Source organism: Cytobacillus solani (genome assembly GCF_001420595.1).
Lineage (GTDB): Bacteria > Bacillota > Bacilli > Bacillales > Cytobacillaceae > Cytobacillus > Cytobacillus solani.
Window position 1 is genome coordinate 150,828 of the sequence record NZ_LJIX01000003.1, and the last position, 13,541, is coordinate 164,368.

Below are 13,541 nucleotides of genomic sequence, written 5' to 3' on the forward strand. Positions count from 1 at the left end.
AAAATGTTTTTCTATTTTCCCATGATACAGAAAGATGAGCTCCTGTTTAGTGTATTTGCTAGATATCATGCTAGGAGTTTAAATAAAAAAGAAAAAAAGACCTTAAAAGAATTGGGCCAATCAAGTATCGATCCGATAATTACTAATAAAATTCAGAGCTTCTTAGAAAAACTAAAATATTTTCTAGTACCAGATATAGAATATTTTTTAATAAATCATACAATCTTTGAATATTATAAATGCTTTTTATCCTCCAGAGATGAAGAAAATTTATATAATTATATGGTTTATGGAGAGTGTGACAGATTATCATTATTTAGGAATTTATCAGTATCCACAAATCTAAAATATTGTTCTGGATGTATTAAAAAAGACCTCGAAGAAATTGGAGAAATTTACTGGAGAGTTCATCATCAGTACCCAACAGTAGCCATTTGTCCAACTCACCATATTCCTCTTGAATTAGTTACCTTACGAACGTGGGAAACTGATTTTGAAACAGTAAACAATATCCATAAGACAGAATCTAAAAAAAGAAGTTTATCAAAAAAGACATTCTTTCATGCAACCAAATTCCTTCAGCAGAGTTTTTATCTGATTGATAATCAGTTACAACTATATGATAAAACAAAGTCCCATGTATATTATCTTCTATTTTTAGAAAGAGGATTCGTATTACCATCTGGAAATGTAGATGTTGTAAAACTTGAGAAAAGGATAATACATTATTTTGGAATTGAATTTTTACGACTAATCAATTTTAATTTAGATATATTTGAAGAAATTAAACAAACCCCCCTTTCCTTTCACTATGATACGAGTCCTGTTGAAAAGTTTGTCTTTATTAATTTTTTGTTTGATTCTCTAACGGAATTTATTGAATATGGATATAAACTGCCTAATGGCGAAGCTACTCCTTTTAAATGCCTAAATCCTTTTTGTAAATACTATAATCAACCTAAAATAAATTATATTCAGGTCTTTTTTGATGAAGATCTTTATAAAGTTAGTATTCGTTTTCGCTGTGATGAATGTTTTGAGGAGTATGAAAAAATCTTTAGAACTAAGGATTGGTCTATGATTGAAACTAGAATGGACTATTCGGAAAAATGGAATGAAGGTTTAATGAAGAAAGTTTATGAAGAGGGCTTGGACATTGAAAAAATTGCTTTCTTAACTAATTTAAATACTTTAGAAATTGAAGGGAAATTACTTAAAAAGAATAAATATAAGTCTGTAGATGAGGGTATCGCATGGAAAATGAAAGAAGAATGGACTCGATTAATAAATGCTAATATTTATCAATCTATTTCTGAAATAAAGCAACTAAATTTTCCTTTATATGCTTACATGGAACGTAACGATCAAATTTGGTCAAATATACCAGGGGAATTAAAATCTAAAATGATAATTAACAGGGGTAATACTAATGATGTTTTATGGAGAAAGAGGGACAAAAAGGTTCTCCTTTACTTTAAAGATATAGTCCATAAAGGAATAATTAGGGGTAAGGTAAAAGTTTATTATTGGATCTCTTATGCAATTGATGAACTGGATTTACGTAGTGAATTATGTTACTTACCAATGACAAGAAAATATATTGAAAAGCATAAATTATTTTTAGATAAACTGAATAAAAACAGATGGAATTTTCAGGTTCTATAATATTTGTTGGGGTATCAACATAACTGCACAAAAAAAAGCACGTATTCTCTTATTCTTTTATACTTGAATTGTCGAGAAACAAGTAAACGAAAGGCGATACATATATGAACTTTAACATGAATATTCCAGGAGTAAATGGTGTAATGGTTGAGAAGATAGAGGTAGAAATATTTTTCTGCTTAATTGAGTAAGCCTGAAAAATAACAATTAAAGGAGTGAAATAGGTGCTTATATCTTCCTCCATTTGTAGACATATGGACGGCCAATATTTTGAAGACTTCATTGCAGAAATTTATTATCTTCTAGGTTACGATTACCAAAAAACAAATTACACAGGGGACCAAGGATTAGATTTGATTCTTTATAAAGAAAGTAATAATGGAACCCGAGAAAAATTAGGGGTACAGTGCAAAAGATACAAGAATAATGTTAGTAATAAAGCTATTCAAGAAGCATTTTCAGGAAGTCATTATTATGAATGTAATAAAGCCATAGTTATCACCCCTTCTACTTTTACGAAAAGCGCTAAAGAACTTGCGCATAAACTAGGTGTTCTATTAGTTGACGGACATGAACTAGATCAGATATTACTTTCATTGCAAGACTACTTATTAAATAATTTTTTTAAACATGGAAAATTAACAGAAATACTAATTAATACCTCTATTGAGCTTGCTAGAAACTATGAAATTGAAAAATCTATTCAGATATTAACCCACCTAAAATCATATATATCTTTAATGAATTATAACCAAGCGAAATCAATATTTAATAATTTAGGGTTAAGTCTAAGTTGGAACAATGAAAAAATGAAGGCAATTAAAGTATATTTAGAAGGACTAAAATTCCTAGAAAACATATCAACTGAAGATAAATTCCTTATTATTAATAATTGTCTTGTCGCTTATCGCGATTGTAATTTAAAAGAAGATGCTCTTCAATTCATAAATAAAATAAATATCGGTGAACTATCGCCTTCTAGCCAAGAAACCTTAAAGACGAGGAAACAGGAAATCCTCTCCATCATTTAGTATTGTAAAACTATTACACGTAATACTAGTTACTATATAAATCTATCAAATATTTTTTCATTTATAATTCATTATATCTTTGGGGGATTGCCCATGAAATTTTGTTATGAGTGCGGCACAAAATTATTAGTTGTAGCGAGATTTTAGGTCATGACTGAGTTGACTGGCAACAGTGTTTTTTAAACTAAGTTGTTCGCCAAAATTTAAATAAATATGGAGGTATACATGTTGAAATTCATTGAACAACATCCAGACTATGAATTATATAATACCGATGGATATTATATAAAAGAAATTCCTCGCGAACTTATTGAACCGCTAAAGGGGTTATTAATAGGACAAGCTGAATCTGCTTCTGATCTTAAGAGGTTCTGCGCAATCATTGCAAAGTATATTCCAACTAGTCCATCAACTAATTGGGGCTGGGACTGGGTTATAGGAGATTTAGATGATTTAATATGGCAGCTATTTAATAAAAAAAGATTTTCAAAATTTATGGACTGCCTTGCAGAATTAGCTTCAGAGACGGGTGAATTGGACGATATCAATGATATTCTAGGTGACGTGAATATAGGATACTTCCTCGAAAGAGTGCCATATGAAGGGTTAATATGGCAGTTGAAAAACCCAATTGACCATTATGCAGAATCTATAAATGATTCACTTGAGGAGTTACCTAGTATCTTTGAAAGTACTAGGGAGCATTTAGAACAAGCAAAACTTCAACTAGCTCGTAGTGATAAATCTTCTCGGGCACGAAAAGACGCCTTACGGGATTGCATATCAGCTTTAGAAGCGTTGTTGAGGCAAATTTCAGGAGAAAATGATTTTAGAGCTTCAGTTCAAAGACTTATTTCCGATGATTGGGGTCCAAAAGCTGTACTTAGAGATGCTACATCAATTTGGACACATATTCATGAACAAAAACCTGATGTGCGTCATGGAAATCCAGAACTGATAGATTTACCCATTGAAGAAACTATCTACTGGATTGATAGAATCAATTCTTTAGTAAAGTACATATACATGAAAGCAGAGTGAGTGGAGGGTATCCCCTCCCTCACTTGTATTTGTGCACTATATAAATAGGAGGTTATTATGCGATTACATATTGAAACGTGGGTATCGGAGAAACAATTTTCTATGGAAGTAAATACCCTGTTTGAAGAGTCAGCTAAATGTTACAAAGCATCAGCTTATCGGGCAGCCCTTCTCTTTTCATTTCTTGCATTTCAAACAATAATCAAAGAAAGAGTTTTAAAAGCTACTAAACCTGATCACATAAATGAACATCAATGGAATGCTATCCATAACAATCTAAGAAATGATGATAATTGGGATGCAGAAGTGATTGAATGTATAAAAAAGAGTGATCCAAATAAAAAGATTTTTGATATTAGTGAGGATTTGCGGCAACAGTCATTATATTGGAAGAATAGAAGGAATGATTGTGCACATTCCAAACGTAATATTATTACAGATGTTCACGTTGAATCATTCTGGTATTTTATTAAAGCTAATCTAAATCAATTTGTATTACCAGGTAGCCAAAGTTCCTTAATAAATAAAATTAAAATTCATTTTGACACAAATTATACCCCTGAAGATAAACCTTTTGACTATCTAATACAAGAATGTTTACAAATTATAGACCAATCAAATGTTGCTAATTTTATTAAATTCTTATTTGAAATGTTTGAGGAAGAAAACCCCTTTGGTTTTTTTTCAGAGGACAGAGAGCTGGAGTTTATAGAATCACTTATTTTTGCTGATCAAATTATTGCAAGTGAACTAACTGAAAAAATTTCACAAGACGAAGAATTTTACCTAACTTTCATTGATGACCGGCCGAGTAGAATTCAATATTTTCTACATTATGAAGAAATTATCCGAAAAACATGGAGAGTTCTTATGTTTAAAGATTCCAAGGTTTCTCTCTCATTACTTGCATCAATGCTTCGTTATGACGTTATTCCGTCTGATACACGGAATGAGATATATTTAAGAACAGTAAATAAAGGTTTTGATTTAAATGTAGGTGCAGCTGATTGGGATACTTTAACTACTAATGGTTTTATCGAACAACTAAAACAAGCAGTCTTTGTTGATTATAGAGAACAAGGAAGGCTCCTTAATAATTTTGAATGGGCTAACAAAAAAGTAAGGATAGCGTTATATTACTTGAAAAATTTCGAAATAGATGAAGTTATAGTTAGAAGTATAGCTAATACTTTTTTTGCTCATCCCTATCCTTTTAAAGCCCGAGATGCGATAAGGAATTTTTTTAGGGAAAATACTGAAATTAAAGAACAATTTATTAAAATAGCTGAAGAAGAACAGATAATTTTACCGGACTCTTTAGGGTTTGAGGAAGAATAATTAAGAATGATTGTTCCTGATCATTGTTCTATTGCATGTGATTTGTTGTTTTGTGACCACTTATTCCTGATCTGGAAATATTATTTGCAGCATATCACTTGTAGTTAGGTCACACTTAGTTGTCTAAAAAAATGTTGATTTTGAAAAAGCAGGTCATGACTAAGTTGTGAAACTAAAATTTTAATTAAAGTAATAATCAGTATTTAGTGAGATTTCAGGTCACGACTGAGTTGTCCCGCAACAAATTGTTCACAAATAATAAAGTTGTTTAAAAAATATTAAAGTCGTTTAAAAAATAATAAAGTTGTTTAAATATGGAAGTTTAACATTCGTTTGCTTATAATTAAAATAAGCGAACGAATGTTTTTTTTATTTTGGGGGAGAGATTTTGAATACTATCGATTATAAGTTTTATTTGAATTATACAGACTATGATTCAATTACCGAAAGAAGGCAAGCAGCACTTCAAACATATCAAACAACAAAAGAAGATTTAATTCGCTGTGCTTATACTGTTGGACTTTCAGCGAATTTAGTTAAATTACTACCTGATGAAATAAAACTTCATAGAGGTACGTGTAGATTTGAAATAAAGTCATACCGTTTATAAAAAAGACGTACCATTTTAAAGAAAGTTATACCGTTTGAAATAAAGTTGCACCATTTATAGAAAAGCAATCGTTTTGGAAATATTTGCAATATTTAACTCCAAAGAGTATACTACTACTATATTTTATAGAAAGCGAGTGATTCATTATGATAGTCAGTTCTTTCCATACATCTAACAAATTTGAGGTGCGGAAGGATTAATAATCCAAATAAGTTCTTCCGCATATAAAATCGGAGGAATTGAATTGTTTAGTTATTATAGTAGTCTAAGTACGGAGCTTTATGATTTTACAAAACCTGTTGGCCATTCAGTACGTGGTGACATTGAATATTATCTAGAAAGATTAAGAGGTACTAAGGGGAAGATACTTGAAGCAGCAGTGGGTTCAGGTCGTTTTTTAATTCCTTTACTTGAGAATGGTTATACTGTTGACGGCATTGACTATTCACCCCAAATGTTAACTTCTTGCCGTGAACGTTGTAGAGAAAGGGGATTAAATCCTAATTTATATGAAGGTAACCTTTGTAATTTTTCATTACCTTCAAAATATGAAGCGATTGTCATACCTACAGGTTCTTTTTGTTTAATTGAGACATTGGAGAACGCTAAAGAAACTCTAAAATGTTTTTATAGTCATCTGATTACTGGGGGACGAGTAATAATCGACCTTGAAATACCAAATGGTTGGCGTACAGGAGAAATCTCAACTTCAACTTTTTCTTTATCTGAAGAGGAAGGTATTTTATTAGAAAACAAATCCGTTGAAATTAATTGGATTTCTCAATATACCTTATCTCACTTGAAATATGAAAAATGGAGAAAAGGTAAGTTAGTGGACACAGAATTACAAAAGTTTAAAATGCGTTGGTATGGACTTGAGGAATTCAAATTCATATTAGAAAGTATTGGTTTTTCTGAAATAACTTGCTCTGCTGAATATAATTACAAGAAACGACCGTTAAAAGAAACTCAACTGATTACATTTGAGGCTGTACGAAAAAAATAGTTGAGATGGTTAATATTTATTAAATATTACGGCATCGTGAATGCCTTCGAAAGAGTTGAGTGTGGATTTTACTTAGTTCTTTTATCTTAATAAACTAAGGGGAGCTTTAGTTTATTAAGAAATTATTAAACTTTTTTATAAAAATTCTAGCTGTACTCAAAACTGTAGAACCCATTTTGATCATTCTATTTTTCAAAATGGGTTCTTTTTATTTAACGTAAAAATAGTGTTTATGAGCTATTTTAAACCAAACTTTATTTCAAACCAACATTACATTCATAAGAAAATAGTAAAAATATCTTTTTTCCATTCGATATAATCTTAACTTCCATGGATGGATAGAGAAGGAATATATAGGTTTTAAAAGAATATTTAGTAATAGCTAAAAATATGGAGCTGATATTTTGAAAAGATATTTCGTCAATCATGGAGAAATGAAAGTATTTATTACGGAATGGGGTAATAAAGAAAAGCCAATTATATTTTGTCTCCATGGACTTAGTGGGACTGCCCTTACATTTATTGAAATTGCTGAAAAGTTAAAAGACGAATATAGATTTATTTCGATAGATGCACCAGGACATGGACAAACAACGTCATTCAAATCGCCAGACGAATACGAAATGCCTAATTTTATATCATGGTTAAATGAACTATTTAAAATTATTAACATTGATCAATTTTACTTCTTATCTCACTCTTGGGGAAGTTTTGTATCTTTATTTTACTTAGTGAACTATCCTGAAAAAATAAAAGGGACCATTCTTATTGATGGTGGTTACCAAACAAAAAGACTTAAAGGTCAAACGATGGATGAAGATGCTGCAAGTTATGAAAAAGCATTTAATGAGTATGTTTTTGTTAATTGGGACGAATTCATCAATACTGAAAAGAAAGCTTATAAAAGATGGTCTCCTTTATTAGAAATTGCAGCAAAGGACCGTGCAGTAGAAAAGGATGGTATGATTTATTTAAATATAAAAGGCACAACAGCTAATAGTATAGTCAAAGCAATGCACAAACACGAAACTGAGGATATATACCAGTATCTTCCACCGTCAATTATATTATTAAGAGCTACGCTCCCTAATAGCTGGAATGGGTATAGAGAAAAGGTAGTTAGAACATTTATAGAAAAAACAAACGGGCTAGTAAAAGAAATTCCCAATGCTACTCACATGTTGCACTGGGATTCCCCCGAAATAGTTGTCGAAGAAATAAAAACAAATTGGTTAAATTAATAGAACTTAGAAGTTGATATGACGATAAGCCGGATTGCAATGATTTATTTTGTAATGGAATCGGACAATAATTACTTTGAAGATTATAATTACACAATTGAATAGAAGTTAAAAACACAGGGTAGTTAAAAATCCTGTGTTTCTTTTCAATCAAGTTCGTGAAGAAATACACTTATACTTAGAGGGAGTTAGTGAAAATAGAAATTACTGTTTTCAGGTCGAGAATAATCTAATTTAAGTTATTCAATTAAACCAGCTAATAGATGCTCATTTGTTATTCAGTTAAAGGGCCAGATTGTTGAATAACGCGGTTGATGAGTTATACTAAAAATCGGAAATAGATTGTAAAGAATTATACTTAAACTAACAAGACAGAATAGTTTAATTCAAGGAAATAAGTTAAATTTTAATGATAAATACTGTAAAATTTACTTATTACCAATTAAGGAAAAAATAAACTTATAAGATAGATAATAAATTCCATATAGAGGTGGATTCATATGCCTAAAATTGACAATATACTGGCAATTCTATGGATGCTTAGTTCAGGTGAAAAAATTACTGCAAAACAAATTTCAGAAAAGTTAGAGATGAATATAAGGACTGTGTATCGTTATATTGATACACTTTCAACAAGTGGTGTACCTATAATTTCAGACACAGGACATAACGGTGGATACACTTTATTGAACAATTTTATTGAAGCTCCTCTTTTTTTTGATTTTGAGGAGCAAACCTCACTATTTCACGCTGCTGTTTTTGCAGAAGAAGCCGGATATTATGGAGGTGAAGCACTAAATAGGGCTATTTCAAAGCTAAGCAAATATTCAAATCAAGAGCAGGAAACAAAGATAAACCAACATTTAACCAGTCTTGAAGTAATAAGTCGATTAAGTTCCCTCTCTATGGAACCTTTCTTGAAGGAGTTGGAGCAGGCCGTAGCTGATGGATACTCTACAAAAATTCTGTACCATAAAAGTGGCGAAGAGCAATCAAAGTATAGATTGGTTGATCCGTACAGAATTATTTATTGGAATAATAAGTGGTATGTGATTGGATTTTGTCATCTTAGGAATGATATTCGTAGTTTTAGAGTAGATCGAATTGAAAGTCTAATGCTAACCGAAAATAAGTTTAACCGGCCAGAAAATTTTTCAGCACGTGACTTTTTTATGAAAAACCTCCTTCCAAATATAGAAGATAAGGAAGGGATTATTCCTTTGGTTATTAATGGAAACGCAAGGGCGTTGGGTGATATTTGCCAACATTGGTTTTTAGGACATTATTTACAAGAACGGACATCAAATCAAGCAGTATTTCTTCTTGAAAAAAATATGATACATACATATGTACCTTATTTACTTTTACCGTACGGTAAATCTATTCAAGTTATTGAGCCAATAAGTCTTAAGAAAAGACTTATTGAAGTTCTGTCGGAATTAATAAAATTTCATCAAGTATGATAACTTCCCTGACGTTAGCTGTCAGGGAAGTTATATTATAATAGGCTATATCAATTGTAATTGGAGTGTTAATGGATGCAAAGAAAAAAAGTTTATCTTTATGTATTTAATACAATGTCAGACTGGGAATATGGATATTTAATTGCTGAACTAAACTCAGGAAGATTTTTCAAAAAAGATTTAGCACCTTTAAAAGTAGTTACAGTAGGAGTTAATAAAGAAATTATTACTACGATGGGAGGTCTGAGCATAAAACCAGATATTTCCCTTGATGAATGTACTCTTGAGAGTAAAGATCTTTTAGTTTTACCTGGAGGGAATACTTGGAGAGAAGATATTCATCAACCTATCTTGAAAAAAACTGGCGAAGCTTTAAAGCTTGGGACTATTGTTGCTGCAATTTGTGGTGCAACTGAGGGACTAGCGAATATTGGATATCTAGATTCTAGAAAGCATACAAGCAATAACTTAGAGTACATTAAAATGGTCTGTCCTAATTATAAAGGCGAAGAATTTCATGAGATGGGACCTGTGGTATCTGGTGAGGATTTGGTCACTGCATCAGGAGTAGCTCCTCTGGAATTTGCGATGGAAGTACTGAAAAAATTAGATGTATTTGCACCAGATACATTACATTCATGGTATAACCTAAATAAGACTCATAAACCTGAATACTTCTTCCAGTTAATGAATTCAATAAATAGATGAGCGAAAAAAATTAACTTAGCAGTTTTAAATTAATTAAAATAATTACCATGCTTTAGACGATGTCAAAGCATGGTTTTTGTATATAACTTAAAAATGTTTATGGAAGTAAAAAACTTACAAAGCACACCCTGACGTTGTTATTAATAGAACTGGTAACTAAATCTCTTTTTAATCTTATTGAACAACGGTGGGCTTTTTTTCTTTAGTAATAATGATGGAACGATCTTCAAGAATCGGGCGCGTTTGTTTAACAAAATAGGTAGAAAAAAAGAATCCTTTTTAATTAAAGTGATTGATCAAAATGGATTCTTTTTATTCGTTGTAAAATAGCCCATCTAAAAATATGAGGGAGATTGTATTTTAGTTTTATTCATTAAAGACGGCAAGAAAATCTCGATACTTGCACCGCCCGAACAATTGTTATAGGCTTTAATCTTTCCATTGTGTTTTTCTACAATAAGTTTACAAATGTAGAGACCAAGCCCGGAGCTACTGGTAGACTTAACCCCTTCATCTCCTTTATAATCTTTATTGAATATGTATTCAAGGTCCTTCTCATTAAACCCGGTTCCGGTGTCGGAAATTTTAAAACATATGCCATCTCCTTCTTTCTTTACTTCAAATTTTATTTCCCCATTATTAGTAAATTTAATGGAATTTGATATAATATTTTCAAATACTTCATTCATTCTTAGGGGATCAAAGCTGAATGTATCTTCTTTGTGAATAGATGATACGATTTCAAAAGCGATATTTTTCTTTGAACAAATTTGATCAAAGTTATCTTTTATTACCTTTGTAAACTTACATAAAGATACATCTTGAATAAACAATGAAAAGTTGGTTCTTTCTAAGTCCCAAATCTCGTTTAACTGATTAATCATTACCCGTATCCTATCAGCGTTAGTAACTACAACATCCATAGATTCTTTCTTTTGAGCACTCGTTAAATTTTGTCCATAATTAGATATTAATTCTAAATGGCCATTAAGAATGGTTACGGGCGTTTTAATATTATGTGTTAAAGAGAGAATCATGTCTTTACGTTGTTCTTCCATTGTCCATTGTTTTTTTAATGACTCTTGAAGAGTTTCTCTCATCTCTTCAAACGATTTTAGTACTTGTCCTATTTCATTGTTGTAGGAGGTATTGATTACAAAATCTAATCGACCTTGTTTAATTGTTTCACTAGCATTAATTAATTCTTTTAAAGGCTTATTAATGCTCCTAGCCAACAATAAAGAAAAGATAAATGCCGTAATAAAAGGGCAAAGTATCAATATAGGGATAAATACAAAAAGATTAAAAAAAGCTGAATAGCTTGTTTTATTAATCATTTTATTAATGAGCTTTGAGTTTAGAAACAACGTATCTTTATACTCTAAAATAAAGGCCCCATCTATACTTTTACTATGTAATGGTATATAAGAAATTATACGGTTTTCGTCTGTTGCTACATTAACCTCCTCTGTAGGACGATTTTGTATAATATTAGATAGTTCAGTAGGTATGGAATTAGACGAGGAGGTGTAAGGTATATTATCGTCGGTTATAAAAAGCCAATAATCAAAATCGTCTGGTATCCTGCGTTTCAGTTCCTTTTGGTAGTTCTGATCCAAGGCATTCTCAGTATTTAATTTAACATAATCCTTTATTTCGTTGACTTGTTTGAGATCTTCAAATAAGAAAATACAAATTGAGACAATTATGATACTTAGGAAAGCAGCTATTAAAGCACTTAATATGAAAAACAAAAGAAACTGCGTTTTTAATTTTAAATTTCTATTTAGGTATTTCAATCTTCCCATTTATATCCGACCCCCCATACTGTTTTTATATAACAGTTATCAAAGGATGTATTCGTGGAAATTTTAGAACGAATTCTTCTGATATGCTCAGTGATAGTAGTAATATCACTATCGCTCGTATATCCCCATATTAATTCGAATATTTTCTCTTTGGAAAACACTTGCCCTGGATGAGTAGATAGAAGTTCTATAATTTCATATTCCTTTTTAGTAACGTCAATTAGTTGTTCGTTTATCTTAATACTCTTCGCTGAAATATCAACTTCGACTTCCCCTGATTTAATGAATGTTCTCTCATATTTTCGATCTAATTGATTGATATGTACTTTTACTCTGAGTATTAGTTCTTTCAAAGAAAAAGGTTTGACGATATAATCAACCCCTCCTACTAGGAAACCCTTAACCCTTTCTTGCTCAAGACCTTTTGCTGTTAAAAAAATAACCGGGCAAGAGTTAACTTGTTTTATCTTTTCACAAACTGTGAAACCATCTATGTCAGGAAGTCCAACATCTAATAATATGATATCAAACTCTTTCTTTATTTTTCGTAAAGCTTCTTTTCCGTTCAAAGCGTAGTCTACAATATATCCCTCTACTTCTAGAGCAGGTTTTAAAAACGAAATGATCTCTTCGTTATCATCTACAATAAGTATTTGTTCCCCCAATTTAATATTTCCTCCCTTTTCTATTTACGGATGGGACATCTTAATTAATAAAAGGATCTGGTTTGATTTTCCCAAGCTTACTTTACATCAATGCCTGATTGATTATTCTAAAAAAGCGCGTTTGCCATTATGAACGCGCTGAGGGTTTATAAAGTGGTTGAGATAAGGCACTCTATGCAATACTACCAATTCTTTTATTCCACATCCATAAAGCTACGCCAAATATTGAAAAGGAAACTAGTATAAATATTAACATATTTAAAAGTTCATATGTTCCTCCTAAAATAGAGTAAGCAACATCCGGTGTATTAAATAGAATATTTTGTAAAGGTAGGGATATATACATACCACCAATCATTAATGTTATGCTTCCAAAGAAGGCTATTATTGTTTTTTTGAAAGCAATACTTAAAAATGAAATTATAGAGAGAACAGCTAGATGCACTATTAAAATAATTAAATAGAATTTTAAATTATAAACCATAGAATCAAAAGGGTTTAGGTTTTCATTGATATTGTAATAACTTGTAAATTTCACATGAGGCAGGAATAGGTTTCCTATCAGGAAGTTAATAAGAAATACGCACAAGAGCATACTGAAATATGTCAGCATTAAAACAATCCACTTGCCAACTAAAAGTTTCCACTTTTTAAACGGCCTAAGTAGAATCATTTTGTACCCGCCAGAATCAATTTCGGAACTTAAAGATTCGCTAAAAAATAATGGTAAAATAATAAAAAGAAATAAAAAGTTATATTCGAGCATTTGAGTTACTGGGTAATTAAGATTGTTTAATGAGTAATTTACTCCATTAACTATATAATAGTCTATACCCCATCGTTGTTGAAAAAAGTAGAAGATCAATACCGGAAATAAACCAGTAATTAGGAATATAATCTTTGTGCTTTTTTTAGAGAATATTCTCCCGAATTCTGATAAAATAATTCTCAACATAAAATAGTCC

General features: G+C 30.9%; 12 protein-coding genes. 9 read left to right on the forward strand and 3 right to left on the reverse strand.

The features are described from left to right. Window positions 1-3: 3 nt before the first annotated feature. The 9 genes from AN957_RS00820 to AN957_RS00860 all read left to right on the forward strand — a co-directional run bounded on the left by AN957_RS00820 (window position 4) and on the right by AN957_RS00860 (window position 10,103). On the forward strand, window positions 4-1,665 hold the full coding sequence (locus AN957_RS00820) for a TnsD family Tn7-like transposition protein (RefSeq protein ID WP_056681777.1): 1,662 nt from the start codon (window positions 4-6) through the stop codon (window positions 1,663-1,665). 224 nt (window positions 1,666-1,889) lie between these two features. After that, window positions 1,890-2,696 carry a restriction endonuclease gene (locus AN957_RS00825; RefSeq protein WP_056681780.1) on the forward strand — a complete coding sequence of 269 codons (807 nt, stop codon included), beginning with the start codon at window positions 1,890-1,892 and terminating at the stop codon, window positions 2,694-2,696. A gap of 228 nt (window positions 2,697-2,924) precedes the next feature. Next, on the forward strand, window positions 2,925-3,737 hold the full coding sequence (locus AN957_RS00830; protein ID WP_056681936.1) for a hypothetical protein: 813 nt from the start codon (window positions 2,925-2,927) through the stop codon (window positions 3,735-3,737). Between the two features lie 57 nt (window positions 3,738-3,794). Further along, complete coding sequence (locus AN957_RS00835) at window positions 3,795-5,075, forward strand: hypothetical protein (protein WP_056681782.1); 1,281 nt, start codon at window positions 3,795-3,797, stop codon at window positions 5,073-5,075. Between the two features lie 388 nt (window positions 5,076-5,463). Continuing rightward, entirely contained in the window at window positions 5,464-5,685 is a 222-nt protein-coding gene (locus tag AN957_RS00840; protein WP_056681785.1) for a hypothetical protein, read from the forward strand. 244 nt (window positions 5,686-5,929) lie between these two features. After that, window positions 5,930-6,691: a class I SAM-dependent methyltransferase gene (locus AN957_RS00845; RefSeq protein ID WP_053477972.1), complete on the forward strand. Its 762-nt coding sequence runs from the start codon at window positions 5,930-5,932 to the stop codon at window positions 6,689-6,691. A 404-nt stretch (window positions 6,692-7,095) separates the two neighbouring features. Beyond that, entirely contained in the window at window positions 7,096-7,932 is an 837-nt protein-coding gene (locus AN957_RS00850) for an alpha/beta fold hydrolase (protein ID WP_053477973.1), read from the forward strand. 500 nt (window positions 7,933-8,432) lie between these two features. After that, complete coding sequence (locus AN957_RS00855; RefSeq protein ID WP_056681788.1) at window positions 8,433-9,395, forward strand: helix-turn-helix transcriptional regulator; 963 nt, start codon at window positions 8,433-8,435, stop codon at window positions 9,393-9,395. A 75-nt stretch (window positions 9,396-9,470) separates the two neighbouring features. After that, on the forward strand, window positions 9,471-10,103 hold the full coding sequence (locus tag AN957_RS00860) for a type 1 glutamine amidotransferase family protein (protein WP_053477975.1): 633 nt from the start codon (window positions 9,471-9,473) through the stop codon (window positions 10,101-10,103). A gap of 335 nt (window positions 10,104-10,438) precedes the next feature. Here AN957_RS00860 and AN957_RS00865 read toward each other — a convergent pair whose 3' ends face one another. The 3 genes from AN957_RS00865 to AN957_RS00875 form a co-directional block, all read right to left on the reverse strand. Further along, on the reverse strand, window positions 10,439-11,911 hold the full coding sequence (locus AN957_RS00865) for a HAMP domain-containing sensor histidine kinase (protein WP_056681791.1): 1,473 nt from the start codon (window positions 11,909-11,911) through the stop codon (window positions 10,439-10,441). Beyond that, window positions 11,899-12,576 (reverse strand): response regulator transcription factor, encoded by a 678-nt coding sequence (locus AN957_RS00870; protein WP_053477977.1) that lies wholly within the window; start codon window positions 12,574-12,576, stop codon window positions 11,899-11,901. Before AN957_RS00870 ends, AN957_RS00865 begins: the two co-directional genes overlap by 13 nt. A gap of 172 nt (window positions 12,577-12,748) precedes the next feature. Further along, complete coding sequence (locus AN957_RS00875; RefSeq protein WP_053477978.1) at window positions 12,749-13,531, reverse strand: ABC transporter permease; 783 nt, start codon at window positions 13,529-13,531, stop codon at window positions 12,749-12,751. Window positions 13,532-13,541 lie beyond the last annotated feature (10 nt).